Origin of the sequence: Nonomuraea sp. NPDC051191, from assembly GCF_044455665.1 — a bacterium.
Classification (GTDB): domain Bacteria; phylum Actinomycetota; class Actinomycetes; order Streptosporangiales; family Streptosporangiaceae; genus Nonomuraea.
The window spans coordinates 1-26,696 of record NZ_JBITEZ010000010.1 but is presented as its reverse complement, the minus strand read 5'-3'; the positions used below and the strand labels follow the sequence as shown (position 1 = coordinate 26,696).

The window sequence follows — 26,696 nt, the reverse complement described above, 5'->3', positions numbered from 1 at the left end:
CCTCCGGCGTCAGGCGTCCTGGCGGTCCGGGTTCTCCAGCCGGAAGAAGTTGCTCTGCCGGCCGTCCTTCTTGTGCTCCTGGTAGATGAAGTTCAGCTTCCGCTGGTCGAAGGTCTCCAGCCACTCCTCCCAGGTGATCTCCGCCAGGTCGCCCCCGCCGTAGCCGGGGAAGTCGAAGCGCAGCACGCCCGCCCTCCCCTGGTGCTCGGTGCCGGGCACGGTCGCGGGCCTGGCGCCGCGCTCGTGCGCCCATTCGCGGATCACGTCGTGGTCGGTGGTGACGAGGCTGCGGCCGGGCCGCTCTTCGTGCTCGTCGGTCGAGGTGACGTGCTGCTCGTACGTGTGCTCGCCCTCGACGGGACGGTTCTGCTGCGACATGGCGGCCTGTTCCCCCTGGTAGTCGTGCGGATGACCTGCTCGATACCCAGCCCGGCGCGCTTCTTGCAAATGATCTGTTCCACCCTGCTTAAAGGGGCTCGCAAGGTATTCCCGTCAATTTTTGATTATGCGACGTTTAATCACGATTCTCTCGCCCGTCCTCGCCGGTCTGATCGCCGCCGCCGGCCTGGCGGGCACCGCGGACGCGGCCACGCCCGGCGGGGTCAACGCCTACTACGGTCAGCGCCTGGCCTGGTCGGGGTGCGGCAGCGGGTTCCAGTGTGCGAAGCTGGCGGTCCCGCTGGACTACGCCAGGCCCGGCGGCAGGCGGATCAGCATCGCCATGGTCCGGCTGCCGGCGACCGGCCGGAAGATCGGCTCGATCGTGCTGAACTTCGGCGGGCCGGGCGGCGCCGGAACGACCATCTTGAAGTCCGACAAGACCGTCATGTCGGCCGCCGTCCGGCAGCACTTCGACGTGGTGAGCTTCGACCCGCGCGGCGTGGGCGCCTCGGCCCCCGTGCGCTGCCTGTCCCCCCTCGGCCTGGACGCCTACTTCGCCGCCGACCCCACCCCCGACAACGCGGCCGAGGTCAAGCGGGCCAAGGCGTGGGCGAAGATCTTCGCCCAGGGTTGCGCGGCCAACTCGGGCAAGCAGCTCCTGGCGCACGTCGGCACCGGCGAGGTCGCCCGCGACCTGGACGTGATGCGGGCCGCCCTGGGCGAGGCCCGGCTGACCTACTTCGGCTTCTCCTACGGCACCTACCTGGGCGCCCGCTACGCCGACCTGTTCCCCACCCGGATCCGCGCCATGGTGCTCGACGGCGCCGAGGACCCCGGCCAGACGCTCGCCGAGTTCGGCGCGGCGCAGGAGCGCGGGTTCCAGGTGGCGCGCGAGTCGTTCCTGCGCGACTGCTTCAGGGCCGCGGACTGCCCGTTCCCCCGGCACACCGTCGCCGCCGCGACCAGGCGGCTGGAGGCGCTCTACAAGCGGGCCGACCGCGCGCCGCTGCGCAACGACGGCGACAGCAGGCAGGTCAACGAGGCCATCCTGCGCGCCGGCGTCACCCAGGCCATGTACGCCAAGGACAGCTGGCCCTACCTGCGCCAGGCGCTCACCCTCGCCTTCAAGGGCGACGGCACGGCCATGCTCGCCCTGGCCGACGTCAACCACGGACGCCGTCCCGACGGGAGCTACGACAACAGCACCGAGGCGCTGGCGGCCGTCAACTGCCTGGACCATCCCGAGCAGCGCTGCGCGTACTGGCCGGTCAAGGGCAGGCGGTTCACCAGGAAGGTGCGCGCCCACGGGTCGCCGCCGATCGTGGTGGTGGGCACGACGCGTGACCCGGCGACGCCGTACGAGCTGGCCAGGCGGCTGGCCGGGCAGCTGGAGCACGGCGTGCTGCTGACCCACGACGGCGACGGGCACACAGCGTACAAGGGCAGCTCATCCTGCCTGGACCGGCAGATCGACCGGTACGTGATCACCGCCCGCGCGCCGCGCCCCGGCGCCTGCGCGAAGGTCTGAGTCCTCCACCCGCTCATGGGCGGGTGTGGGACTGGTGACGTTCGGGTCAACCCTGGCCGCGCCTGCGCGGCCGGGCACGGCCGAGCGGGAGAGATTGGGCGGACGTAGCCGGAAATTCCCGCCCGAGGAGCCCATGGAGTCGCTGCTGATCCTGCACGCGCTCGCGGCGGTCTGCGCTCCCTGGCTGGCCCGGCGCATGGGACGGGCCTCCCTCCTGCTGCTGGCCGTGGCGCCCGGCGCCGGTTTCGCGTACACGGTGTGGCTGGGCGTGCGGGGGCTGCCGGCGCGGGAGGACACCTCCTGGGCGCCCGCGCTCGGGCTGGAGCTGTCCTTCCGGGCCGACACGCTGACCGTGCTGATGATGGCGCTGGTCACCGGCGTGGGCGTGCTGGTCCTGGTCTACAGCTCGCGCTACTTCCCGGCGGACGAGGAGGGGCTGGGCCGCTACGGCGGCGCGATGACCGCCTTCGCCGGGTCGATGCTGGGGCTCGTCACAGCCGACAACCTGCTCCTGCTGTACGTGTTCTGGGAGCTGACCACCGTCTTCTCCTACCTGCTGATCGGCTACCACCCGGAGAGCCGGGCCGCCCGCCGGGCCGCGATGAAGGCCCTGACGGTGACCACGCTGGGCGGGCTGGCGATGCTGGCCGGGTTCGTGGTGATCGGGCAGGCGGCGGGCACGTACGAGCTGTCGGGGGTCGTCGCCCGGCCGCCGCAGGCCGGCCCGCTGGCCGCCGGGCTGGTGCTGGTCCTGACCGGGGCGCTGGCGAAGTCGGCGATCTTCCCGTTCAGCACGTGGCTGCCGGCCGCGATGGCCGCGCCGACGCCGGTTTCGGCGTACCTGCACGCGGCGGCCATGGTCAAGGCAGGGGTGTACCTGGTGGCCAGGCTCGGGCCGGCGTTCGGGGACGTGCCGCTGTGGCGGGCCGTCGCGGTGCCGCTCGGGGTGCTGACCATGCTGCTGGGCGGCTGGCGGGCGCTGCGCGAGACGGACCTGAAGCGGCTGCTGGCCTTCGGCACGGTCAGCCAGCTCGGCTTCCTGATGACGCTGTTCGGCTCGGGCACCCAGGGCGCGGCGCTGGCCGGGGTGGGCATGCTGGCGGCGCACGCGCTGTTCAAGGCCGCGCTGTTCCTCGTCGTGGGCGTCGTGGACCATTCGACCGGCACCCGCGAGCTGCGCGAGCTGAGCGGGGTCGGCCGGTCGATGCCGTGGGTGTGCGCGGTCGCGGTGCTGGCGGGGGCGTCGATGGCGGGGCTGCCGCCGTTGGCGGGGTTCGCCGGCAAGGAGGCGGCGCTGGAGGCGCTGCTGGACCGGCCGCTCGTGCTGGCGGGGGTGGTGGCGGGGTCGGCGCTGACGGCGGCGTACACGCTGCGGTTCCTGTGGGGGGCCTTCGCCGCCAAGCCGGGCGTGCCGGCCACGCCGGTGCACCGGACGGCGGCGGCCATGTTCGGGCCCGCCGCGCTGCTGTCGGTGCTCGGCCTCGCGCTGGCGCCCTTCGCCCCCTGGTACGGCGGCGCGATGTCGGGCTACACCGGCACCTTCCGCGACCCCGGCCACGCCGCGCACCTGGCGATGTGGGCCGGGTTCTCCCCCGCGCTGCTGCTGTCGGCCGTGGCTCTGGCGGCCGGCGTGCTGCTGTTCCTGGCCAGGGAGCCGGTGGCCAGGGCGGGCGCGGCGCTGCACGTGCTGGACTCGACGCAGATCTACTGGGCCGTCGTGCGGCGGCTGGACCGCTTCGCCATCCAGGCGACCGGTTTCGTCCAGCGGGGCTCGCTGCCCGACTACCTGGTGCTCACGCTGGTCGCCACGGTCGGCGTCGGGCTGTTCGCCGTCACGTACGGCGGCATGCCGCACCTGACCGTGCCCGTCGTCGCCTGGGAACGCGTGGAGCAGCCGGTGCTCGCGGTGCTGATCACCGCGGCGGCGGCGCTGGCGCTGTTCGCCCGCGCCTACATCCTGCTGGCCGCGGTCGTCGGCGTCATCGGGTACGGCACCGCGCTGCTGTTCCTCGCGCACGGCTCGCCCGACCTGGCGCTGACCCAGTTCCTCGCCGAGACGCTGGTCCTGGTGGTGTTCGCGCTGGTGCTGCGGCGGCTGCCGGTCAGGCCGGTCAGGGCCCGGCTGCCGCGCCTGTTCCGGTTCGGGCTCGGTCTGGCCGTCGGGGTGGTGGTCACGGGGGCGGGCCTGCTGGCCACCAGCGCGCGCGGCACCTGGGCCGTCGGGTCGCTGATGCCCGCCGCGGCGCGCGAGGCCGGGGCGCGCAACATCGTCAGCGCGATCATCCTCGACATCCGGGCCTGGGACACGCTGGGCGAGAGCACGGTGCTGGTCGTGCTGACGCTGGGCGTGACGAGCCTGGTGTTCCTGCGGCGCAGGACGTACGAGATCGAGCGGGACGACCGCGGCCGGGTGCCCGCCGAGCGCACCCGCTGGCTGTCCTCGACGCTGCCGCGCGGGCAGCGGGCCGTCGCCTTCGAGGTGGTGGCCCGGCTGACCTTCCACACGGTGCTGGTGCTCTCGGTGTTCCTGCTGTTCGTCGGGCACAGTGGGGTCGGCGGCGGGTTCGCCGGCGGCATCGTGGCCGGGCTGGCGATCACCGTGCGCTACCTGGCGGGCGGCCGGTACGAGCTGGCCGCGGCGCTCCCGGTGCACGCGGGCGTGCTGATGGGCGTCGGGCTGACCATGTCGACCGGCACGGCGCTGGCCGGGCTGCTGTTCGGACGGGCCGCGCTGGACATGCTGGCGACCGATGTGCACCTGCCGCTGGTCGGCACCCTGCACGTGTCCACGGGCCTGGTTTTCGACCTCGGCGTGTACGTCTCGGTCACCGGCATGGTCCAGGACGTGCTGCGCGGTCTCGGCGCCGAGCTGGACCGGCAGATCGAGGCGGAGGAGAGCTCGTGACGATCTCCCTGGCGCCGCTGCTGTGCTGCTGTGTGATGATCACGACGGGCGTGACGCTGCTGCTCGAACGGAGCCTGGTGCGGGTGCTGGCCGGGGTCGTCGTGCTGGGCAACGGCGTGAACCTGCTGATCATCACCGCGGGCGGCAACGCGGGCGGGCCGCCCATCCTCGGCAGCACGCCGGTGCGGGCCATGGCCGACCCGCTGCCGCAGGCGATGGTGCTCACCGCCATCGTGATCACCCTGGGCGTGACGGCATTCGTGCTGGCCATGGTGCACCGGTCGTGGCAGCTCACCGGCAGCGACGAGGTCCAGGACGACACCGAGGACCGGCGCGTGCGATTGCGGGCCAGGCGCGGCGAGCTGAGCCACGCCCTGCGCACCCGCCAGGACGACTACCGGCGGCTGGTCGTGGAGCAGCGGGCCGAGCTGGCCCGGCTGGAGGCCGAGCAGGCCGAGCGGGAGCGGCTCCAGGAGGCCGACCTGGAGCGGCGGATCGCCCGGGTGCACACCGAGCTGGAGGAGTGGATGCGCACCCGGATGGCCGAAGGGCTGTCGGAGGAGGAGCTGCAGCGCGGCTTCGAGGAGGCCGGGCTGCGCGAGGAGGCCTCGGCCGGGGACAACGCCGAGCGCATCGAGGAGCTGCGGCGCCAGCACACCCGGCGGCGGGCCGAGCAGGCGGCCGGCGAGAAGGAGCTGCGGCAGCGCATCAGGGCCAGGCAGCGCGACGCCCGCAGGCAGATGCGCTCGGCGATGCGCGCGGAGCGGGCCCGCCAGGCGCTCGCGAACGACCCCGAACTGGAGGGCGACGACTAGTGACGGGCAGGGGCGGAGCCCATGGGTGACCTGGTCGAGCTGCGCGGGCTGGTGTGCGTGCCGGTGCTGCTGCCGCTGCTGGCCGCCGGGATCAAGCTGGCGATCGGCGGGCGGCTGCGGCACCTGCAGTCCGCCATCAGCGTGACCACGCTGGGGATCTCGCTGGCGGTGTCGGTGCTGCTGCTGGCGCACGCCGACGCGCACGGCCCGCTGGTGACCCAGCTCGGCGGCTGGCCCTCGCCGGTCGGGATCTGCCTGGTGGCCGACCGGCTCTCGACGCTGGTGCTGGTGGTGTCGTCGGCGGTGACGTTGTGCGTGATGGTGTACTCGATCGCCAACGCCTACGACGAGGCGGAGCACGACGCGCCGATGGCGATCTTCCATCCGGCGTTCCTGGTGATGGTGGCGGGCGTCGCGGACGCGTTCCTGGCCGGTGACCTGTTCAACCTGTTCGTGGCGTTCGAGATGCTGCTGAGCGGCTCGTACGTGCTGCTGACCTTCGGCGGGACCGAGTCCAGGATGCGGGCGGGGGCCACGTACACGCTGATGGCGCTGGCGTCGTCGATGTTGTTCCTCATCGCGCTGGCGGTGGCCTACGGCGCGACGGGCACGCTGTCGCTGGCGCAGCTCGCCGAGCGCTTCGGCACGCTGCCCCCGCAGGTCAAGCTGCTGGTCGAGCTGACACTGCTGCTGGCGTTCGCGATCAAGGCGGCGATCTTCCCGGTGTCGGCGTGGCTGCCGGACTCCTACCCGACCGCGCCCGCGCCGGCCACGGCCGTGTTCGCCGGGCTGCTCACGAAGGTCGGCGTGTACTCGATCATCCGGCTGGAGGCGCTGCTGTTCCCCGGCGGGCCGGTCTCCACGCTGCTGATGTGCGTGGCGCTGGCCACGATGCTGGCCGGGGTGCTGGGCGCGGTGGCGCAGACCGACATCAAACGCATGTTGTCCTTCACGCTGGTCAGCCACATCGGCTACATGGTGTTCGGGGTGGCGCTGTCGACGGTGGCGGGCCTGGCGGGCGCGGTGTTCTACATCGTCCACCACATCACCGTGCAGACGAGCCTGTTCCTGGTGACGGGGCTGATCGAGCGGCGCACCGGCACCACGTCGGTCAACCGGCTCGGCGGGCTGATGAGGACCGCGCCGCTGCTGGGGGTGCTGTTCTTCGTGCCCGCGATGAACCTGTCGGGCATCCCGCCCATGTCGGGGTTCCTGGGCAAGCTGCTGCTGGTGCAGGCGGGCCTGGCCAAGGGCGGGCCGGCGGCGGTCGTCCTGGTGGCGGGCGGCCTGGTCACGAGCCTGCTGACGCTGTACGCGATCGCCAAGACGTGGGGCAAGGCGTTCTGGCGGGCGCCGCGCGAGGAGCGGGCCGGCCAGGTGATGGAGAGCGAGGAGGCGACGGGTGAGGAGCCGGTGGTGACGACGACCGCGCTGCCGCCCGTGCTGCTGGGCGCGACGGCGGCGCTGGTGGCGTTCGGGCTGTCGTTCACGGTGCTGGCCGGGCCGCTGGCGGCGCTGACGCAGCGGGTGGCCGCGGAGCTGAGCGAGCGGCAGACGTACATCGCCGCGGTGCTGGGGACGCCGTGGTGAGCGCGAACCCGCTCGCGCCGCGGCTGTTCGGCCGCCGGGTGCCGCTGCCGCTGGTGGCGTGGCTGACGCTGGTGTGGGTGACGTTGTGGGGCGAGGTGTCGGCCGGCAACGTGCTGGGCGGGCTGGCGACCGCGCTGGTGGTGGCCTGGCTGCTGCCGCTGCCCGTCCTGGACCCGGGGATCAGGGTGCGGCCGCTGCCGCTGGTGCGGTTCCTGCTGTGGTTCGGATGGGACCTGGTGCTCTCGACCGCGCGGGTGGTGCTGTGGGTGGTGCGTCCGGGCGAGCCGCCCACGCGGCTGGTCCTGGTGCCGCTGCGCACGTCGTCGGAGTCGATGACCGTGATGATCATGGTGGCGCTGTCCACGGTGCCGGGGAGCCTGGTGGTGGAGGCGTACATGGACAGGAGAGAGCTGATGCTGCACGTGCTCGGGCTGGCCGGCGAGGGCGTCCCGGACGCGGTCCGCAGGGACGTGGCCGGGCTGGAGTCGCGCATCGTGGCCGCGTTCGGGACCCGCGCCGACCGGGAGGAGCTGCTGTGACGGCGGTGTACCTGGTGACGATGGCGCTGCTGGCCTGCGGGGCGGCGGCCGCGTTGTGGCGGGTGGGACGCGGGCCCTCGATGCTGGACCGCGCGGTCGCCCTGGACGTGCTGACGTCCTTGTCGATGTGCGCGGTGGGCCTGTTCGCGGTGGTCAGGGACGACTACTCGGACCTGCCGGTGTTGCAGGTGCTGTCGTTGCTGGGGTTCGTGGGGTCGGTGTCGCTGGCCCGGTTCTTCCCGGGGCGGTCGCGGTGAGCGGGATGGACGTCGCGGCGGCGGCCTGCCTGGTGCTCGGGGCCGGGCTGGCGCTGTCGGCGGGCGCCGGGCTGGTGCGCTTCCGCACGACGCTCGACCGCATGCACGCCGGGACCAAGCCGCAGGTGCTCAGCGTGCTGCTGGTGCTGGTCGCGATGTGGCTGCACCGGCCCACCTGGTGGAACGCCGGGCCGCTGCTGATCGTGGGGGCCTCGCAGGTGATCACCGTGTCGGTGGCGGCGTACATGGTGGCGCGGGCGGCCTATTCGCGTCAGTCGTCGCGGGACGAGACCGAGATGCCGCCCTCGGAGGAGGACTGATCGTTCCTGCGGTCGAGGGCGGGCTGGCCGAACCAGGTCCAGGCGGCCAGCCCGGCCAGGATGCCGGCGGTGATCCAGGCCAGGGTGGAGTGGAACAGGTAGTCGATCACCAGCATGGTGGCCGTGGTCATCGACACGACCAGGGCGAGCGCGCCTAACAGGCCGTAGGTGTTGGACCGGCGTACCAGGGTCTCCTTGTGGCCCTGCCGGAACAGCACGCGGTGCTGGGCGGTCGGCGCGATGTAGCAGATCGACGCGATCGCGGCGCTGACCAGCGCGGCGAAGTAGAGCCAGCGGTCGGTCTGGTCGAGCTTGACGAAGCCGGGTGAGAAGGGCACGGTCAGCAGGAACGCGAACAGCACCTGCACGCCGGTCACCGCGACGCGGGCGCCCTGCAGCAGCTCGACGAAGTTGCGGTCGGCGCGCTCCTCGTGCGACTCGTTCTTCACTCGGCCTCCTCGTTGGATGTTCTCCTCTTCCTTGGCGGAGGCCGGTCGAAACCTGCTGCCCGACGGTCAGGCCAGGATTTTGGCGGGCGTGATGGGCAGGTCGCGCACCCGCCTGCCGGTGGCGTGGTGAACGGCGTTGCCGATCGCGGCGGCGGTGCCCACGATGCCGATCTCGCCGATGCCCTTGGAGCCCATCGGGTTGAGCAGGCCGTCCTGCTCGTCGATCCAGACCGCCTCGATCTCCGGCACGTCGGCGCAGGCCGGCACGTGGTACTGGGCCAGGTCGCGGTGCAGGAAGCCGCCGAACTCGTCGTCGGTCAGCGTCTCCTCCAGCAGGGCCATCCCCATGCCCATGGTCATGCCGCCGACGAACTGCGACCTGGCCAGCTTGGCGTCCAGGATGCGTCCGGCGGCGAACACGCCGAGCAGCCGCGAGAGGCGGATCTCGCCGGTCACGGAGCTGACCCTGACCTCGGCGAACTGGGCGCCGAAGGCGTGCCGGGCCAGTTCCTCGTCGGCCTTGACCTCCTTGGCGGTGTCGGCGGTCCCCTCGCCGCCGTCGGCCCGCAGCGCCTCGCAGGCCCGGACGACGGCCGACCCCCACGACGCCGTGCCCATCGACCCGCCCGCGACGGGGGCCTGGGGCAGGTCGCTGTCGCCGAGCTCGACGTGCACCCGGTCAGGGGCGACGCCGAGGCAGTCGGCGGCGATCCTGGTGAGCACGGTCCTGGCGCCGGTGCCGATGTCGGCGGCGGCCACGCGGATGACGAAGTCGCCGTCGCGCACGGTCGCGGTGGCCCGCGACGGCCCGCGTCTGGCCGGGTAGGTGGAGGCGGCCACGCCGGTGCCGACCAGCCACTCCCCCTCGCGCCTGACGCCGGGCGCCGGGTCGCGGCGGTCCCAGCCGAAACGGCGGGCGCCCTCGCGCAGGCAGGTCACCAGGCTGCGGGAGCTGAACGGCAGCCCGCTCTCCGGCTCGGTCGTGGGCTCGTTGACGATCCGCAGCTCGACGGGGTCGATCCCGGCCGCCTCGGCCAGCTCGTCCATCGCCGACTCCAGGGCGTACATGCCGGGGCACTCGCCGGGGGCGCGCATCCAGGACGGGGTGGCCACGTCGAGGCGGACGACCCGGTGGGCGGTGCGCAGCGCGGGCGTGGCGTACATGACGCGGGCGGGGGCGGCGGCCTGCTCGGCGAACTCCACGAGCCTGCTGGTCTGCACGTACGCCGTGTGCTCGACCGCGGTGAGCCGGCCGTCGGCGTCCGCGCCGAGCCGCAGCCGCTGGACGGTGGGCGTGCGGTAGCCGGTGAGGTCGAACATCTGCTGCCGGGTGAAGGCGACCTTGACCGGGCGGCCGGCGGCCCTGGCGGCCAGGGCGGCGAGCACGGCGTTCGGCCTGGTGGTGCCCTTGGAGCCGAAGCCGCCGCCGACGTGCCTGGACACCACCCGCACCCGCTCGGCGGGCAGGCCGAAGGTGGCGGCGATGGTGTCCCGGTCGCCGCTGGTGCCCTGGGTGGCGTCGTAGACCAGGAGCCGGCCGTCCTCGGCCCACAGGGCCACCGCGGCGTGCGGCTCCATCGGGTTGTTGTGCAGGGGCGGCGTCGTGTACGTCACGTCGACGGTCGCCGCGGCGGCGGCCAGCCCGGCGTCCACGTCGCCCTTCTCGGTGTCCGGTGCGAGGTTCGGGTTGACGACGTCCGGCCGGTACAAGTCCGGATGGTCGGCGCGCAGCCGTACGTCGTGGGCCTGCGGCTCGTAGGTCACGCGTACGGCGTCGGCGGCGGCGCGGGCCTCGTCGTAGGTGCCGGCGACGACGGCGGCCACGAGCTGGCCCCGGTAGACGACGTCCCGGCCGCGGAACAGCGCCAGCTCGGGGTCGGCGTCCCCGGACAGGCCGGGCGGGTCCTCGACGGACAGCACGGTGAGCACGCCCGGCATGGCCAGCGCCGCGTCCGCGTCCACCCGCGCCACCCGGCCCCTGGCGATCGTGGCCTGCACCGGGTAGCAGTGGGCGACCCCCTCGACCGGGTACTCGGCGGCGTACGTGGCCAGCCCCGTGACCTTGACGCGCCCCTCGATGCGGTTCACGGCGTCAGCTCCTCCAGCGTGCGGACGATCAGGTTGCGCGCCAGCGGCAGCTTGAACGCGTTGCGCGGCAGCGGGCGGGCCTGGTCGAGCTCGGCCTCGGCGGCCCGCAGGTACGCCTCGCCGGTGGCCGGGCCGCCGATGATCGCCCGTTCGGCGCGTTCGGCCCGCCAGGGCGCGTGGGCCACGCCGCCGAGCGCGATGCGGCACTCGGTCACCACGCCGTCCCAGCGCACGTCGAGCACGGCGGCGATGGACACCAGCGCGAACGCGAACGAGGCCCGCTCGCGGACCTTGCGGTAGAGGGAGGCGCCCGGGGGCGGCGCGGGCAGCTCGACGGCGGTGATCAGCATGCCGGGGTCGAGCACGGTGTCGCGCTCGGGCGCGTCGCCGGGCAGGCGGTGCAGGCCGGGCATGGGGATGATCCGGTCGCCGGCCGGGCCGGTGACGTGCACCTCGGCGTCGAGCGCGGCCAGCGCCACGGCCATGTCGGAGGGGTGGGTGGCCACGCAGGCGTCGGAGGCGCCGAGGACGGCCAGGTTGGCGTGGTCGCCCTCGATCGCGGGGCAGCCGGTGCCGGGCTCACGCTTGTTGCACGGCCTGGTCACGTCCTGGAAGTAGGGGCAGCGGGTGCGTTGCAGCAGGTTGCCGGCCACCGTGGCCATGTTCCTGACCTGGCCGGAGGCGCCGGTCAGCACGGCCCGGGAGAGCATCGGGTAGCGGCTGCGGACGAGCGGGTCGGCCGCCAGGTCGCTGTTGCGCACGGCCGCGCCGATCCGCAGCCGGTCGCGTACGGGCTCGATGGCGTCCAGCGGCAGGCGGCTGACGTCCACGAGGTGGTCGGGCGCGGCCACGCCCAGGCGCATGAGGTCGACCAGGTTGGTGCCGCCGCCCAGGTACATCGTGCCGGGGCCGTACCTGCTGACCGCGTCCGACGGGCTCTGGGCGCGGGCGTAGTCGAACGGCTTCACGGGGCCACCTCGCCGATCGCGGCCACGATGCCGGGGTAGGCGCCGCACCTGCACAGGTTTCCGCTCATGCGTTCCCTGATCTCCTCGGGTGTCAGGCCGGGATCGAGGAGCAGGTCGGCGGTGACGGCGCTCGGCCCCGGCTCGCCCAGCATGCCGACCGCCGAGCAGAGCTGGCCCGGCGTGCAGTAGCCGCATTGGAAGGCGTCGTGCTCGATGAACGCGGCCTGCAGCGGGTGCAGCTCCTCGCCCGAGGCCAGCCCCTCGACGGTGGTGATCTCGCAGCCGTCCACCGCCACGGCCAGCGCCAGGCAGGAGTTGGCCCGGCGTCCGTCGATGAGCACCGTGCACGCGCCGCACTGGCCGTGGTCGCAGCCCTTCTTGGAGCCGGTCAGGCCGAGCCGCTCGCGCAGCAGGTCGAGCAGGGAGATCCTGGGATCGACGGCCACGGTGTGCGGCACGCCGTTGACCTGCACGTCTACCTGCACGCCTACCTGCTCGGTGATGTCCATAGGCGCTCGCCTACCCGGCCACCGCCCCGGACAATCACGGGCTCGGACATGTGGCGGTAAAGGTGACGGTGTCCAGGTGTCGGCCCCCCGGCGGCGGGTAGCCGGGAGGAGGAGTCGGGCCGCGGAGGGGTGCATGGGGCGAGCGTTCGACGAGTTCGACGAGCAGGTGGCGGAGTCCGAGGCGGTGCTCACCGTCAACGCGGGGTCGTCGAGCCTGCGTCTCGACCTCGTGCAGGGCGGTTGCGTGCTGGACAGCGCGCACGCCGAGCGGGCCGCCGACCCGGGCTCGGCGCGCGAGGAGCTGGCGGCCTTCCTCGGCGGCCACTTCGACCGCGACATCCGGGCGGTGGCGCACCGACTGGTGCACGGCGGCGACGTCGTACGCGCGCCCACCCTCGCCGACGACGAGACCGTGGAGGCGCTGCGGGGCGTCGTGAGCCTGGCGCCGCTGCACCTGCCGCCCGCGCTGGCGCTGCTGGAGGCGGCCCGCGAGCAGCTTCCCGCCGTGCCGCACGTGCTCTGCCCCGACACCGCCTTCCACGCCGGCCTGCCCGACGCCGCCGCGGTCTACGCCCTGCCGCGCGAGTGGCGCGACCGGTACGGCCTGCGCCGCTACGGCTTCCACGGCCTGTCCTACGCCTGGACCGCCGACCGGGTGGCCGAGCTGCTCGGCCGGCCGCTCGCCGAGCTGGAGCTGGTGCTGGCCCACCTGGGCGGCGGCTCGTCGGTGTGCGCGGTGTCGGGCGGGCGCAGCCTGGACACCTCGATGGGGTTCACCCCGCTGGACGGCGTCCCCATGAGCAAGCGCTCGGGCAGCGTCGATCCCGGGATGCTGATGTGGCTGCTGTCGCAGGGCCACCTGTCGGCCGACGAGCTGGGCGAGGGCCTGCAACGCCGTTCCGGGCTGCTCGGGCTGTCCGGCGGCCGGTCGGGCGACACCCGCGAGCTGGTCGAGGCGGAACGCGCCGGCGACGCCGAGGCCGCCCTGGCCCTGGAGGTGTTCTGCCACCGCGTGAGCCGGGAGATCGCCGCCGCCGCCACGTCGCTGCCCAGGATCGACGCGCTGGTGTTCACCGGCGAGATCGGGTGGGACCAGCCCGAGGTGCGCGAGGCGGTCTGCCGCCGTCTCGGGCTGCTCGGCGTGCGGCCGCCCGAGCTCGGCAACCGGCACGACGACGGCCCGGTCAGCGGGCCGGACGCCGCCGTGCCCGTCCTGGTCGTCCAGGTGCGCGAGGAGCTGGAGCTCGCCCGCGAATGCCTGGGCGTCTTCCGGCCGGCAGAGGAGGACGGCTATGGATGACGTCACCCGCTCGGCGCTGCGGCTGTCGGGCGAACAGGACCTCGACCCGCTGCTGGACCGCGTCGGCGAGGCCGGTCTCGTGCTGATCGGCGAGGCCAGTCACGGCACGCACGACTTCTACACCTGGCGGGCCGCCCTCACCCGCCGCCTGATCGCCGAGAAGGGCTTCGGGTTCGTCGCCGTCGAGGGCGACTGGCCCGACTGCGAGCGCGTCGACCGCGCGGTCACCCGCGACGGCGAGGACCCCTTCGACGCCCTGTACGCCTACCGGCGCTGGCCCGCGTTCATGTGGGCCAACGAGGAGGTCGCCGAGTTCTGCCGCTGGCTGCGCCGCTGGAACTCGGCCCTGCCGCCGGCGGAGCGCGTCGGCTTCCACGGCCTCGACGTCTACAGCCTGTGGGAGTCCCTGCGCGCCGTGCGCCGCTACGCCGCCGACAACCTGCCCGACCAGCTGGACACGGTGATGGAGGCCCTGTACTGCTTCGAGTCCTACGGCCACGACCCTCAGCGGTACGGCCTGGAGACCCGCCTGGTCCCCGACTCCTGCGAGAACGAGGTCGTGCAGCTGCTCAGGGCGCTCGTGGCGGCCGCGCCCGCCGACGACGACGGCTTCGCGGCCCGGCAGAACGCCGAGGTCGTCGCCGGGGCGGAGAGCTACTACCGCGCCATGGTCGGCGGCGGCCCCGACTCGTGGAACATCAGGGACGTGCACATGGCCGACACCCTGGACCGGCTGACCGCCTTCCACGAGGCCAAGGGCGTGGTGTGGGCGCACAACACGCACGTCGGCGACGCCCGCGCCACCGACATGGCCGCCGCGGGCATGACCAACCTCGGGCAGCTGGCCCGCGAGCGGCACGGCGAGGACGTCGTCCTGGTCGGCTTCGGCGGCTACCGGGGGACGGTCGTGGCCGGGGCGGGCTGGGGCACGCGGGCGCACGTCATGCCCGTCCCGCCGGCCAGGCCCGGATCGCTGGAGGCGCTGCTGCACGACGCGCTCGGAGGCGAGCGCGCCCTGTTCGTGACGCCTCCTCGGCCCCGTCCGCACTGGTTCGACCAGCCGCTGGACCACCGGGCGATCGGCGTGGTCTACCGGCCCGAGCGCGAGAAGTGGGGCAACTACGTGCCCACCGCGCTCGGCGACCGCTACGACGCCTTCATCTATCTGGACGTCACCGAGGCCCTGCACCCGCTGCACGCCGAGCCCTGGGACGACGTCGAGCCGGAGACCTATCCCAGCGCCATGTGACGGACTGTCGGTGGCAGGTGGTTTGATCGCTGCTGTGGAGGCCTCGGTCGAGCAGCTCGTCTACGTCAGGGACGACGAATACACCGTCGCGCGCATGAGCGCCGAGGGCGTGCCCGACTTCGTGGCCACGGGCCGGGCGCTGTCGGGCGCGCAGCCGGGCGAGACACTCCGGCTCACCGGCGACTGGAGCCACCACGCGCGCCACGGCAGGCGCTTCGCGGTGGCCTCCTGCGAGCGGGTGGTGCCGGCGACGGTCCGGGCGATCCGCGTCTACCTGGGGTCGGGGCTGATCCGGGGCATCGGGCCGCGGCTGGCGTACGCGATCGTCGACCACTTCGGCGAGGAGACCCTCAAGGTCATCGACGCCGAGCCGGGGCGGCTGACCGAGGTCGTCAACATCGGGCCGCTGCGGCAGGCGCAGATCGTCCAGGCGTGGCAGGAGCAGAAGGCCGTCGCCGCGCTGATGGTGACGTTGCAGGGGCTGGGCGTCAGCCCGCTGCTCGCGGCCAAGATCCACCAGGTGTTCGGCGGCGAGGCCGAGGAGGTCCTGGCCACCGATCCCTACCGGCTGATCGGCCGGGTCAGGGGCATCGCCTTCCGCGTCGCCGACCGCATCGCGCTCCAGCGGGGGGTGCCCGAGCGCAGCCCCCAGCGGATCAAGGCGGCGCTGCTCGACCGGCTGGAGTCGGCGGCCGTCCGCGACGGCCACTGCTTCGTGCCGGTGCCCCATCTGGTGGCGCGGGCGGCCGAGCTGATCGAGCTCGATCCCGAGGCGGTCGGGCCGATGGTCGACGCCCTGGTGGCCGAGCGGCGGGTGGTGGTCGAGGCCGACGAGGAGCAGCCGGGGCGGGCGGTGGCCTACGCCAAACACGTCCACGCCCGCGAGCGGCAGCTCACCGAGCAGCTCACCAGGCTCATGCGGGCCCCCTCCACGCTGCCGCTGCGCCCCTTCCGCGAGGACGAGAGCCTCCACGACGACCAGCGCGCGGCCGTCAACATGGCGCTGACCTGCACGGTCTCGATCATCACCGGCGGGCCCGGCTGCGGCAAGAGCCACACGGTCAGGGCCGTGGCCGCCACAATCAGGGCCTCGGGCGGCACGGTCACGCTCACGGCCCCCACCGGCAAGGCGGCCAAACGCCTGTCGGAGCTGACCGGCCTGCCCGCGATGACCATCCACCGCATGCTGGCCCACCAGCCCGACCCCGATCCCTCGACGCTGTTCGAGGAGGCGCCCGCGCAGGCCGACCTGATCGTGGTCGACGAGGCGTCGATGCTCGACCTCCACCTGGCCACGCGGCTCACGGCGGCCGTCCCGCCGGGCAGCCATCTGCTGCTCATCGGCGACAGCGACCAGCTGCCCAGCATCGGCGCCGGCGACGTGCTGGCCGACCTGCTGCGCGTGGAGGCCATCCCCCGCGTGCGGCTCACCCACGTCTTCCGTCAGGCGGGCGGCAGCGGCATCGTCGAGGCCGCCCACCTGATCCGGGCCGGCCGGATGCCGGCGACGCCGGGGCGCGGCGGGTTCTGGTTCGAGGAGCTCGACGATCCGGCGCGGGTCGCCGAGCGAGTGGCCCATCTGGCCATGGAGGCGATCCCCCGCAAGCAGGGCGTCTCGCCCGACCAGGTGCAGGTGCTGTGCCCGATGCGCAAGGGCGAGACGGGCGCGGTGACGCTCGGCCGGCTGTTGCAGGACCGGCTCAACCCGGCGGCCGACGACAAGGCCGAGCACTGGTCGGGGGCGTCGGTGTTCCGGGTGGGCGACCGGGTCATGCCCATCCGCAACAACTACGACAAGGGCGTCTTCAACGGGGAGACCGCCACGGTCACCGCCGTCCTCCCTCAGGACCGTGTGGTCGAGGTCCGCACCGACGACGGCGAGACCGTCCAGTACGGGTTCGGCGAGCTCGACGACCTCACCCACGCCTACGCGATCAGCGTGCACCGCTCCCAGGGCAGCGAATACCCGTTCGTGGTGGCGCCGATCGTGGCCGAGGCCGGCGGGATCATGTTGCGGCGCAAGCTGCTGTACACGCTGGTGACGCGGGCCAAGGCGTGGGTCGTGCTGGTGGGGCAGCGCGAGGCGCTGGAGCTGGCCGTCCACCGCGTGGGCCGCCCCCGCAACACCGGCCTGCCCCGCCGCCTGTCCCAGAGCCTGGCGGACTGACGGCGGGCCGTCCCCGGCCGGGTCAGGGCCTGGCGGGCTGATGGCGGGTGTGCCCGGCCGGGTCAGGGCCGGTGGACGAGGGCCGTGGCGAGGAGTTCGGCCAGGTGGCGGCCCTGGCGTCCGGTGCCGGCGGCGGCGATCTGGGTGCGGCAGGAGAAGCCGTCGGCGAGCAGTTCGTCGTCCGGCTCCGCCGACCGTACGGCCGGCCAGAGCCCCTGCTCGGCGCACGCCTGCGCCACCTCGTGATGCCCCCGCTCGAACCCGAAGTTCCCGGCCTGCCCGCAGCAGCCGGAGTCGAGCACGCTGGTCCGGATGCCGAAGCGGTCGAGCACGGCCCGGTCGGCGTCGTACCCCATGACGGCGCTCTGGTGGCAGTGCACCTGCGCGATCGCCTGCCCGCCGGCCGTGTCGGGTCGCCAGTCGGCCGCCCGCGTCTCCAGCAGCTCGGCCAGGGTCAGGAACCGCTCCGACAGCAGCCGGGTCTCGGGCGTGTTGAGCAGTTCGGGCCCGTCGGAGCGGAACACGGCCGCGCAGCTCGGCTCCAGGCCCACCACCGGCACCCCGGCCTCGGCCCACGGCGCGAGCGCCCCCACCGTACGCGCCAGCACCCGCCGCGCGATCCCGAGCTGCCCGGTGCTGATCCACGTCAGCCCGCAGCACAGCGTCACGGGCGGCACCACCACCTCGAACCCGGCCGCCTCCAGCACGTCCACGGCGGCCCGCCCGATGTGCGGGTCGAAGTGGTCGGTGAACGTGTCGGCCCACAGCACCACCCGCCCCCGCGTGCCGGGCCCGCCCCGGGGTCGCCGCCGGAACCAGTCGGTGAACCGCTGCCGGGCGAACCTCGGCAGGTCACGCTCCGGCGTGATCCCCGCGACGGCCTTGACCAGCCGCGACAGCCCGGGCGCGGAGCCGGCGGCGTTGACTAGGCCGGGCGCGGCCGAGGCGAGCGCGGCCCACACCGGCAGCCAGCCCATCGAGTAGTGGGAGCGCGGCCGGACGCGGCGCCGGTAGTGGTGGGCGAGGAACTCGGCCTTGTAGGTGGCCATGTCCACGTTCACCGGGCATTCGGAGCGGCAGCCTTTGCAGGACAGGCACAGGTCGAGCGCGTCGCGCACGGCGGCCGAGCGCCAGCCGTCGGTGATGACGTCGCCGCGCACCATCTCCTCCAGCAGCCGGGCGCGCCCGCGCGTGGAGTGCTCCTCCTCGCGGGTCACCCGGTAGCTGGGGCACATCACGCCGCCCTCGAAGGTGTGCTTGCGGCAGGTGCCGGTGCCGACGCAGCGCGTGGCGGCGTGCCCGAAACGTCCGTGGTCGTTGGGGTACTGGAAGAACGTCTGCCGTGGTTCGAGCGGGTAGAAGCGGCGCTGGGCCAGGTTCTGGTCCAGGTGGCGGGGGTGGACGACCTTGCCCGGGTTCATCCGGTCGCGCGGGTCGAAGATGGCCTTGAAGCGGCCGAACACCTCCACGACCTGCTCGCCGAACATGACGGGCAGCAGCTCGGCCAGCGCCTGGCCGTCGCCGTGCTCGCCGGACAGCGAGCCGCCGTAGGAGGCGACCAGTTCGGCGGCCTCCCGGGCGAAGGCCCGGTACCTGGCGATGCCGTCGTCGGTGTGCAGGTCGAGCGGGAGCCGGCCGTGCACGCAGCCCTGGCCGAAGTGGCCGTACAGGGCGGAGTCCTGGTAGTCGTGCGCGCGCAGCAGCCGCTCGTAGTCACGCAGGTAGGCGCCCAGCCGCTCGGGCGGCACGGCCGCGTCCGACCAGCCCTCGTACGTCTGCCGCCCGGTCGGCGGGTACGCCTCCACGCCGAGCCCCGACTCCCGCCACCGCCACAACCGGTCCTCCCTGGCCGGGTCGCCGAGGAAGGCGTGCGTGGGCGTGGGCGCCTCGGCCCGCTCCCCCACGTCGCGCATCATCGTCTCGGCCCGCTCGCGCGCCTGCTCGGGCGTGTCCCCGCCGAACTGCACCAGCAGCCAGCCGCCGCCCTCGGGCAGGTCCTGGAGCGCCGCGTCGCCGGGGTGCTCCAGCTTGGCCAGCCGGTACATGGTCTCGTCCATGGCCTCCAGCGCGATCGGCGCGTGCCGGGCCACGGCGGGGACGGCGTCGGCGGCGGTGAAGACGTCCTCGAACCCGAGCACGGCCAGCGCCCTGGCGGGCGGGGACGGCACGACGCTCAGCTCGGCGCGCAGCACGGTCACCAGCGTGCCCTCGCTGCCGACCAGGGCGCGGGCCAGGTCGAACCCGTTCTCGGGCAGCAGCCGGTCGAGGTTGTAGCCGGAGATGCGGCGTTCCAGCCGGGGATAGCGGGTGCGGACCAGTTCCATGGTCTCGTCGCGCAGGTCACGCACCTGGCGGTAGATCTCGGCCAGGCGGCCGCCCTGGGCCTGGATGCGGTCGTACTCGGCGTCGCTGGTCGGCCCCACCCAGGCGCGCACGCCGTCGTAGGTGAGGATCTCCAGGCGGAGCACCGACTGCGACATCTTCCCGTACGCCTGCGCGGAGGCCCCGCACGAGTTGTTGCCGATCATGCCGCCGATCGTGCAGGCCCGATGGCTGGACGGCCTGGGCCCGACCATCAGCCCGTGCGGCTCCAGCTCGTGGTCCACCTGGTCGAGCACGGCCCCGGCCTGGACGACGATCCGGCGGGCCGCCACGTCGACGGACTCGACCGCGCCGCAGTGCTTGGACCAGTCGATCACCACCGCCGCGTTGCAGCACTGCCCGGCCAGGCTGGTGCCGCCGCCGCGCGAGAGCACGGGGACGTCCCTGGACCGGCACACGGCCACCGCCGCGACCCCGGCGTCCAGGTGGCGCGGCACGACGACGCCGATCGGGACCTGCCGGTAGTTGGAGCCGTCGCGCGCGTAGGCGGCGCGGCTGCCCGCGTCGAAGCGCACCTCGCCGTCCACGGCCTCGGCGAGGCGGCGGCTCAGCGTCTCGACGTCGATCTCACGGGACGGCGGCGTGTGCGTGACGGGCGCGTTGACCAGGCTCTTCATGCCCGGCCCTTACCCTGGCCGGCTCACGGGCCGCCCAACGGCCGCCCAAGCCAGGTTCTAGACCCCGAGCAGGTCGGTGAGGTCGTCGGCGTGCTCCTCCTCCTCTTCCAGGATCGACTCCATGAGCCGGCGGGTGGTGGGGTCGCCCTCGCCGAGCCAGCGGATGATCTCCTGGTAGGTGGAGATGACGATGCGCTCGGCCCACAGGTTGGCCTCCAGCAGCGCCTTGAGGTCGGTGTCGGCGGGCACCTGGTAGTCGGTGTGCGAGCGCTGGACGAGCTTGGCCGGGTCGAAGTCGGGCTCGCCGCCGAGCTGACTGACGCGTTCGGCGGCGCGCAGCGCGTGGTCGAGCTCCTCCTTGGCGTGCTCGGTGAACTCCGCCGCCACCTGCGCGCGGTCGATGCCCTTGGCCGAGATGGCGTGCCTGGTGTACCTGAGCCAGCACACCACCTCGGTGGCGATCACGTCGTTGAGGATCTCGATGACCTTCGCCGGGTCGCGGCCGAAGGTCTGCGTGATCGGCCCTTCGTCCATCTTCTGGCGCACCTGCTCGCGGATCCTGGTGACGTCGAGCACGAAGTCGTCCGTCTGCGTCATGATGTGTCCTTCCCCCGGCGATTTCCCCTGGTCAACGGTATCTTCGCCGGACCTTCCCCAGAGGTTGCGACACGGGCGGACCGCAGGCGGGGCGCCAGCGCGAGGGTGATCGCCGCCGAGGCCGCCGCCAGCACGGCCATGGCCGTCCCCGGCGAGGTGCGCTCGGCCAGGGCGCCGGCGAGCGCGGCGGCCACCCCCTGCGTGGCGATCATGCCGGAGGAGTGCAGCCCGAGCGCGTGCCCGCTCAGCTCCGGGGGCGTGAGCGCCATCAGCCGGTCCTGGAGCAGCAGGGTGGCGGCGAACCCGGCCGAGGCGAGCGCGACCAGCACCGGCGACGGGTAGGCCACGAACGCCAGGTACGGCAGCGCGAGCAGCAGGTACAGCGGCGTGACCAGCCGTGCCCGCCAGCGCGCCGGCACGTACCGGCCGGCCAGCACGTCGCCGGCGAGCATCCCGGTGGCGGCGCAGGCGAACAGCAGCCCGGCCCGTTCGGGCGCGAGCGGCACGAACAGCGACTCGCAGCCGACGATCAGGCCGTTCGGCAGCCAGAGGGCGAGGTAGACGCTCCTGCGCGGGCGGGAGGACCACAGGCGGGCGTTGTCGCGCCAGGTCTCGGCGGGCGAGGGCCGTCCGGCCGCGCGCGGGCGCCGCCGTCCGAGCCCGAGCCCGGCCAGGGCGGCGGCCAGGTGGAGGGCAGCCGCGGCGAGCAGCGTCCCGCGTGGCGACAGGACGGTCACGAGCACGCCGCCCGCGCCGAACCCGGCGATCTGCACGATGCCGGAGGACATGTTGAGCAGCGACCGGCCGAGCAGGTATCCGTCCTGGTCGAGCAGCTCGTTGAGCAGCCCGTACCGGACGCCCCCGCCGAGCGCGGACAGCGCGCCGAGCGCCAGCACGACGGCGAGCATCCCCCACACGGGCAGCCCGGGGACGGCCAGCACGGCGGCGGCGAGCGCGGACACCAGCGCCAGCCCGGACAGGGCGGCGCGCGGCGGCAGCCGGTCGGCCGCCGACAGCAGCGTCGCCGCCCCCGCCACCTGGGCCAGCGCCGGGCCGAACATGGCCAGCCCCGACAGCAGCGGCGATCCGGTGTCGGCGTAGACGAGGGTGCCGAGGGCGAGCCCGCTCACCGTCTGTCCCGCCACCTGCCCGGACGAGACCAGGAAGAGCGGGGTGAATCCGGACCTGCCGAACAGATCCCGGTACGTACGCATGGAACGGCAGTCTCCGTGACCGGCGGCGACGGGCGATACTGTTTCGCGCACCCGCGAAACAACGTCCGGCAGGCGGCGAAAGGAGGGGATGACGTGGATTTCTGGCAGGTGGACGCCGACACCCTCGCGGGCGGCCGGTTCGTCCTGTCGCCGCTGGCCGAGACGATCGCCGCGCTGAAGACGCTGGACCGCGGCGTCGCCGCCCACCCCGGTGAGGACGCCTGGCTGGCCGCCCACCTGCCCGCCTACCGCGCGGAGCAGGCCGCCGACCCGGTCACGGCGCTGCTCGTCCGCGCCGCGCTGGGCCGTACGTGGAACGCGACGTTCCTCACGCCGACGCCCGAAGGGGAGGGTGAGGCCGCCTTCGAGGAGGAGGTGGCGAGCGTCCGCGAGACCCCGCCCGAGCGGGCGCGCGAAGACCTGACCGAGTCGCTGGGCGGCCCCGTGCCCGCCGCGCTGCGCCGCGACGACCTGCCCGAGCGCATGGCCGCCCGGCTGGAGTGGGTGTGGCGGGAGACGGTGCTGCCCACCTGGGCGCGGCGCCGCCGGATCATCGAGGCCGACGTCACGGCCCGCACCGCGCGGCTGGGCCGGGGCGGCTGGGCGGCGGCCCTGGACGGCATGCGTCCCGGCCTGCGCTGGCTCGGCGACGGCCGGTTGCGGGTCAGCGTCCACGACAACCCGCCGCGCGACCTGCCGGGCGCCCGGCTGATGTTCGTGCCGGTGACGCCGCGCCAGGGCTGGGTGAGCTGGCACGGCTCCCGCCGCTGCGCGATCGTCTACCCCTGCTCGGGGCCGCTGGCCGACGTCGGCCCCCCGCCCGCGCCGGACGCGCTGGGCAGGCTGCTGGGCGGGGCGCGGGCGGGCGTGCTGGTGCTGCTGGAGACGCCTATGAGCACCACGCAGCTCGTCGCGCTCACCGGCCAGGGCCTGGGCTCGGTCGGCCGCCATCTCAAGGTGCTGCTCGACGCGGGGCTGGTCGGCCGCGTCCGGACCGGCCGTTCGGTCCTGTACCACCGTACGGAGCTCGGCGACGCACTCGTACGGACACAAACCTGCGCAGCGCCAACGGCGTCTGGCTGACCGTCCACGTCCCGCCCGGCTACCTGCGTCTCCCTTCCTGACCCCGGCCCCCACGACAGTGGGAGGGGGGGTTGGCTAGGCTGTGGGCCGGAGGAACGATCACCCATGCGCGCACGCGATCTCGTCGCGGACTTCCCGACGGTCACGCTCGACACGTCGGCGCTCGACGCCGCCCGGCTGCTGGCCGAGCGCGACCTGCCCGGCCTCATCGTGATCGACGACGACGGCCGCCCCCACAGCATCCTCCCCGGCACGCAGGTGCTGCGGCTGGCCGTGCCGCCCTACTGCCAGGACGACCCGGCGCTGGCCCGGGTGGTGGACGAGGCCCACGCCGACCGGTTCCTGCACCGGCTCGGCACGCGTACCGTCCGCGAGTGCCTTCCGGAGCGGCCGCGCGAGCTGCCGGTGGCCGACATGAAGGCGACGGTGCTCGAACTGTCGGCGCTCATGGCCCGCACCCGCAGCCCCCTGGTGGCGATCGTGGACGGCGGCCGCGTGGCCGGAGCCGTCACGCTCCAGTCCCTCCTGGACCACGCCCTCACCCTCTGACCGGCCGGTCCGTGGCCGGTAAGAGGCCGGTCTGTGGCCGGTGACGCGCCGGAGGGCGCCGCCGATCTCCGGCCTCGGGCGTCGTAGGCTGGGTGCATGGGGAAGACCGCCGCCCGACAGCCCGTCCCTGCCCGGCGCGCCGACGCCGAACGCAACATCGCCGCCATCCTGGAAGCCGGGACGCGGCTGCTCAGCGACGACCCGGGCGCGAGCGTGGCCGAGATCGCCAAGGCCGCCGGCGTCGGCCGGGTCACCCTGTACGGCCACTTCCCCTCCCGCGAGGCCCTGGTGGACGCCGTCCTCGATCACACCGTCGGGCTGGCGGACGCCGTGCTGGCGGACGAGTCCCTCGACACGGCCCCCGCCCCCGAGGCGATGGCCGGGCTGCTGCACTCGTCGTGGGAGATCCTCAACCGCCACCGCCGCCTCTTCGTGGCCGCCGACCGGGTGCTGCCCACCGAACGCATCCGCGAGCACCACGACCGCCCGCTGCGCCGGGTGGAGCGACTGATCGCCCGCGGCCAGGACGACGGCGACTTCCGTACGGACCTGCCGCTGGAGTGGCTGGTGACGACGTTCTTCGCGATCATCCACAGCGCGGCCCAGGAGCGGGAGGCCGGGCGCCTGGCCGCCGAGCAGGTCGAGCCGGTCCTGACCCGCACCATGCTCTCCCTCCTCGCCGCGCCCGCTTCGGCATAACCTCCCGCCCTTCCGGCTCCCCGCACGTCCCCGGCCGCCGGGACACCCTACCGGCGTACCGTTTTGTTGTGCTTAACTTGAACATCAGTGTTCGAGTTAAGGAGTCACGGATGAGTCATCACGTCGGGACGCGGGCTGCCGCGCCCGTTCGGAGCAAGGGCTGGGCGGTGCTGGTGCTGTTGTGCCTGGCGCAGTTCATGCTGATCATCGACATCACCGTCGTGCAGGTGGCGCTGCCCACCATCGGCGCCGACCTCGCGCTCGGACGTGAGGCGCTCACCTGGGTGGTGACCACGTACACGTTGTGCTTCGGCGGCCTGATGGTGCTCGGCGGGCGGCTCGCCGACGCGGTCGGCCCCCGCCGCACGCTGCTGGCCGGGCTGACGCTGTTCACCGCGGCCTCGCTGGCCTGCGGCCTGGCCGGCGACGGCACCACGCTCATCGCCGGACGGGCCCTCCAGGGGGTCGGCGCGGCGCTGCTGTCCCCCGCGGCCCTGGCCGTCGTCACCACCGTCTTCCAGGGCGAACGCCGGGCCCGCGCGCTCGCCGTCTGGGCGGCCGTCGGCGGCTCGGGCGCGGCCATCGGCGTGCTCCTCGGCGGCGTCCTCACCGACGGGCCCGGCTGGATGTGGGCGTTCTTCGTGAACGTGCCCGTGGGTCTGCTGGTCCTGGCCGCCGTCCCGGCCGTGGTCCCGACCGCCCGCCACGTCCCGGGGGCTCACGGTGGCGGGCGCGTGGACGTCGTGGGCGCCCTGCTCGTCACCCTGGCGACCGCCTTGTTGATCTACGGGCTCGTCGCGGCCGGCGACGGCGGCTGGGGCGCCGTGGGAACCGTGCTGCCGCTGGCCGGGGCCGCGCTCTCGTACGTGGCGTTCGTGCTGGTCGAGCGGTCCGTGCGGGCGCCGCTCATGCGGGTGGAGACCCTGGCCAGGCGGCCCGTCGTCTCGGGTGCGTTCGTCATGCTGGTCGCGACCGGCCTGATGCTGGGCCTGTTCTTCCTCAGCTCCCTCTACCTCCAGCACGTCCTGGGCTTCAGCCCGCTGCGGACGGGGCTCACGTTCCTGCCCGTCGCCGTCGCCATCACGCTCGGCGCGCACCTCGGCGGCCGGCTCATCGGCAAGGTCGGCGGCCGGCCGGTGGCCGTGGCGTCGTTCGCGCTGACCGCCGTGGGGGCGGCGCTGATGACGCGGGTCTCCCCCGAGGCGGGGGCGTTCACCACTCTGGTGCCGGGGTTCGTGCTGGCCGCCGTGGGGATCGGGCCGGCGTTCGTGACCGCCACCACGACGACGATGGCCAACGTCCCGCCCGGCGAGAACGGCGTCGCCTCCGGGGTGATCAACACCTTCCACGAGCTGGGCGGCTCGATCGGGGTGGCGGTGGTGTCCACGGTCGCCGCGTCCAGCCTGGGGCCGGGCGCGGGCGTCGGCGGCTTCACCTCGGGGCTCGTGCTGTGCGCGGTCGTCGCGGGGGTGGCGGCCGTGATCTCGCTGGGCCTCGTGCCGCCCGGCAAGCCGGCGGGCGCGTTCGTCGGCCACGGCCACGGTCACGGTCACTAGCACGGTCACCAGCACGGTCACCAGCACGGCCACTGGGCACTGGCGCGGTCACCGACGGGATGTCCCCGGCGACTCCGGGAGGCTATTCTGCTTGCGTGACTGCTCCGCCCCCCGCGGGACGCGGCTTCTCGACACCTCCGGCCTCCGCCGGGGCCGGTCATGGCCTGGCGCCGGGCGGCGCGCCTCCTCCGCCGGCGGCGTCCCGCCGGACGCGCGGCGGGCCACGGCGATGCCACCGCTGACGCTCCTGCGCCGGGAGCGGCCGGGCGTGACCGTGATCGTGGTGTCCGGCGAACTCGACGCCACCAACCGGGGCCAGTTCGAGAGCTTCCTCAGGGAACGTCCCGAGCCCGGCCACGTCGTGTTCGACCTGGCGCGGGTGCCGTTCGTGGACAGCTCGGGCCTGCACGTCCTGCTGGCCTTCGCCACCGACCAGCTCGGGAGGTCGGGCGCGGTGCGCCTGGCCGCGGTGCAGCCCCTTCCCGCGCGGTTGCTGGACATCACCGGGGTGCTCGCGCACGTCCCGGTGCACGACACCGTCGAGGAGGCGGTGGCCGCCGCCAGGGCCGCCGCGGAACGTTCCGGGTGACCGGCGGGCGCGCGGGGGCATTCTTGGCTAACTTCGGGGCTAGCGCGCGTCTGGGCGCAGGCGGCTACTCTTCCGCTACCCAGGGTTGAAGTTCTTCCATGCCGGGCGAGCACGGAACGAGGAACACGACATGAGCGACCCCACGGTCGGCACCGCACGTTCGGGCGGGCGCGGCAAACGCGTCCGGGGCCCGTCGGAGGTGGGTGAGACGGAGCTGCGTCAGCTGCTCGGCGGGCTGACGGCGGTCCGTGACGGCGACTTCCGCACCCGTCTGCCCGAGGACGCCGACGGGCTGCTCGGTGAGATCGCCTCGGTGTTCAACGGCATGGTCGACCAGCTGTCGTT

24 protein-coding genes are annotated in these 26,696 nt (G+C 73.9%); 16 read left to right on the top strand and 8 right to left on the bottom strand.

Translation table 11 applies throughout. The features are described 5' to 3' along the window. Positions 1-9 precede the first annotated feature (9 nt). Entirely contained in the window at positions 10-378 is a 369-nt protein-coding gene (locus tag ACIA8R_RS27790; protein ID WP_364102475.1) for a hypothetical protein, read from the bottom strand. A gap of 127 nt (positions 379-505) precedes the next feature. Between ACIA8R_RS27790 and ACIA8R_RS27785 the strand changes: the two genes are divergently transcribed. From ACIA8R_RS27785 to ACIA8R_RS27755, 7 genes are all read left to right on the top strand, one after another. Next, a complete protein-coding gene (locus ACIA8R_RS27785; RefSeq protein ID WP_364102472.1) occupies positions 506-1,909 on the top strand; it encodes an alpha/beta hydrolase in 1,404 nt (467 codons plus the stop codon). 133 nt (positions 1,910-2,042) lie between these two features. Further along, a complete protein-coding gene (locus ACIA8R_RS27780) occupies positions 2,043-4,814 on the top strand; it encodes a Na+/H+ antiporter subunit A (RefSeq protein WP_397041170.1) in 2,772 nt (923 codons plus the stop codon). After that, complete coding sequence (locus ACIA8R_RS27775; RefSeq protein ID WP_364102466.1) at positions 4,811-5,629, top strand: Na(+)/H(+) antiporter subunit C; 819 nt, start codon at positions 4,811-4,813, stop codon at positions 5,627-5,629. The genes ACIA8R_RS27780 and ACIA8R_RS27775 overlap by 4 nt, the downstream gene beginning before the upstream one ends. A gap of 21 nt (positions 5,630-5,650) precedes the next feature. Then, entirely contained in the window at positions 5,651-7,219 is a 1,569-nt protein-coding gene (locus ACIA8R_RS27770; RefSeq protein ID WP_397041168.1) for a Na+/H+ antiporter subunit D, read from the top strand. Then, positions 7,216-7,758, top strand: coding sequence for a Na+/H+ antiporter subunit E (locus ACIA8R_RS27765; RefSeq protein ID WP_357707515.1), 543 nt, complete (start codon positions 7,216-7,218; stop codon positions 7,756-7,758). Before ACIA8R_RS27770 ends, ACIA8R_RS27765 begins: the two co-directional genes overlap by 4 nt. Next, the gene (locus tag ACIA8R_RS27760) at positions 7,755-8,015 is read left to right on the top strand and encodes a monovalent cation/H+ antiporter complex subunit F (protein ID WP_357707514.1); all 261 of its coding nucleotides are present in this window, start codon (positions 7,755-7,757) and stop codon (positions 8,013-8,015) included. Before ACIA8R_RS27765 ends, ACIA8R_RS27760 begins: the two co-directional genes overlap by 4 nt. A 5-nt stretch (positions 8,016-8,020) precedes the next feature. Next, a complete protein-coding gene (locus ACIA8R_RS27755; RefSeq protein WP_357707629.1) occupies positions 8,021-8,335 on the top strand; it encodes a monovalent cation/H(+) antiporter subunit G in 315 nt (104 codons plus the stop codon). On the opposite strand, the gene ACIA8R_RS27750 is transcribed toward ACIA8R_RS27755, so the two are convergent. The 4 genes from ACIA8R_RS27750 to ACIA8R_RS27735 all read right to left on the bottom strand — a co-directional run bounded on the left by ACIA8R_RS27750 (position 8,287) and on the right by ACIA8R_RS27735 (position 12,349). Beyond that, the gene (locus tag ACIA8R_RS27750; protein ID WP_357707512.1) at positions 8,287-8,784 is read right to left on the bottom strand and encodes a DUF6328 family protein; all 498 of its coding nucleotides are present in this window, start codon (positions 8,782-8,784) and stop codon (positions 8,287-8,289) included. The two genes, ACIA8R_RS27755 and ACIA8R_RS27750, sit on opposite strands and share 49 nt — an antisense overlap. Positions 8,785-8,850: 66 nt before the next feature. Then, positions 8,851-10,872 (bottom strand): xanthine dehydrogenase family protein molybdopterin-binding subunit, encoded by a 2,022-nt coding sequence (locus ACIA8R_RS27745; protein WP_364102461.1) that lies wholly within the window; start codon positions 10,870-10,872, stop codon positions 8,851-8,853. Continuing rightward, positions 10,869-11,840 (bottom strand): xanthine dehydrogenase family protein subunit M, encoded by a 972-nt coding sequence (locus tag ACIA8R_RS27740; RefSeq protein WP_364102458.1) that lies wholly within the window; start codon positions 11,838-11,840, stop codon positions 10,869-10,871. The genes ACIA8R_RS27745 and ACIA8R_RS27740 overlap by 4 nt, the downstream gene beginning before the upstream one ends. Beyond that, positions 11,837-12,349 (bottom strand): 2Fe-2S iron-sulfur cluster-binding protein, encoded by a 513-nt coding sequence (locus tag ACIA8R_RS27735; protein ID WP_357707504.1) that lies wholly within the window; start codon positions 12,347-12,349, stop codon positions 11,837-11,839. Before ACIA8R_RS27735 ends, ACIA8R_RS27740 begins: the two co-directional genes overlap by 4 nt. Positions 12,350-12,482: 133 nt before the next feature. Here ACIA8R_RS27735 and ACIA8R_RS27730 point away from each other — a divergent pair, with 133 nt between their 5' ends. From ACIA8R_RS27730 to ACIA8R_RS27720, 3 genes are read left to right on the top strand one after another with little or no spacing between them, the layout of a single operon-like run. Further along, positions 12,483-13,649 (top strand): acetate/propionate family kinase, encoded by a 1,167-nt coding sequence (locus tag ACIA8R_RS27730; RefSeq protein WP_357707503.1) that lies wholly within the window; start codon positions 12,483-12,485, stop codon positions 13,647-13,649. Further along, positions 13,642-14,898 carry an erythromycin esterase family protein gene (locus ACIA8R_RS27725; protein WP_364102454.1) on the top strand — a complete coding sequence of 419 codons (1,257 nt, stop codon included), beginning with the start codon at positions 13,642-13,644 and terminating at the stop codon, positions 14,896-14,898. The genes ACIA8R_RS27730 and ACIA8R_RS27725 overlap by 8 nt, the downstream gene beginning before the upstream one ends. Before the next feature lie 34 nt (positions 14,899-14,932). After that, positions 14,933-17,065, top strand: a complete 2,133-nt coding sequence (locus ACIA8R_RS27720) for an ATP-dependent RecD-like DNA helicase (protein ID WP_397041166.1) — start codon at positions 14,933-14,935, stop codon at positions 17,063-17,065. A 62-nt stretch (positions 17,066-17,127) separates the two neighbouring features. On the opposite strand, the gene ACIA8R_RS27715 is transcribed toward ACIA8R_RS27720, so the two are convergent. The 3 genes from ACIA8R_RS27715 to ACIA8R_RS27705 are packed head-to-tail and all read right to left on the bottom strand — an operon-like array spanning position 17,128 to position 21,875. Further along, positions 17,128-20,064, bottom strand: a complete 2,937-nt coding sequence (locus tag ACIA8R_RS27715; protein ID WP_397041164.1) for an FAD-linked oxidase C-terminal domain-containing protein — start codon at positions 20,062-20,064, stop codon at positions 17,128-17,130. 57 nt (positions 20,065-20,121) lie between these two features. Beyond that, positions 20,122-20,661: a DUF892 family protein gene (locus ACIA8R_RS27710; protein ID WP_357707494.1), complete on the bottom strand. Its 540-nt coding sequence runs from the start codon at positions 20,659-20,661 to the stop codon at positions 20,122-20,124. Then, on the bottom strand, positions 20,658-21,875 hold the full coding sequence (locus ACIA8R_RS27705) for an MFS transporter (RefSeq protein ID WP_397041162.1): 1,218 nt from the start codon (positions 21,873-21,875) through the stop codon (positions 20,658-20,660). Before ACIA8R_RS27705 ends, ACIA8R_RS27710 begins: the two co-directional genes overlap by 4 nt. A gap of 93 nt (positions 21,876-21,968) precedes the next feature. On the opposite strand from ACIA8R_RS27705, the gene ACIA8R_RS27700 reads away from it, so the two are divergent. From ACIA8R_RS27700 to ACIA8R_RS27675, 6 genes are all read left to right on the top strand, one after another. Continuing rightward, positions 21,969-22,958, top strand: coding sequence for a winged helix-turn-helix domain-containing protein (locus ACIA8R_RS27700; protein WP_397041161.1), 990 nt, complete (start codon positions 21,969-21,971; stop codon positions 22,956-22,958). A gap of 105 nt (positions 22,959-23,063) precedes the next feature. Next, entirely contained in the window at positions 23,064-23,507 is a 444-nt protein-coding gene (locus ACIA8R_RS27695) for a CBS domain-containing protein (protein WP_357707488.1), read from the top strand. Between the two features lie 96 nt (positions 23,508-23,603). Then, the gene (locus ACIA8R_RS27690) at positions 23,604-24,206 is read left to right on the top strand and encodes a TetR family transcriptional regulator (protein WP_364102439.1); all 603 of its coding nucleotides are present in this window, start codon (positions 23,604-23,606) and stop codon (positions 24,204-24,206) included. Between the two features lie 110 nt (positions 24,207-24,316). Next, entirely contained in the window at positions 24,317-25,762 is a 1,446-nt protein-coding gene (locus tag ACIA8R_RS27685; protein WP_397041159.1) for an MFS transporter, read from the top strand. A gap of 91 nt (positions 25,763-25,853) precedes the next feature. Continuing rightward, complete coding sequence (locus tag ACIA8R_RS27680) at positions 25,854-26,351, top strand: STAS domain-containing protein (RefSeq protein ID WP_397041158.1); 498 nt, start codon at positions 25,854-25,856, stop codon at positions 26,349-26,351. 130 nt (positions 26,352-26,481) lie between these two features. Further along, positions 26,482-26,696, top strand: a 215-nt coding sequence (locus tag ACIA8R_RS27675) for a HAMP domain-containing protein (RefSeq protein ID WP_397041156.1), incomplete at its 3' end; no start/stop codon positions are given.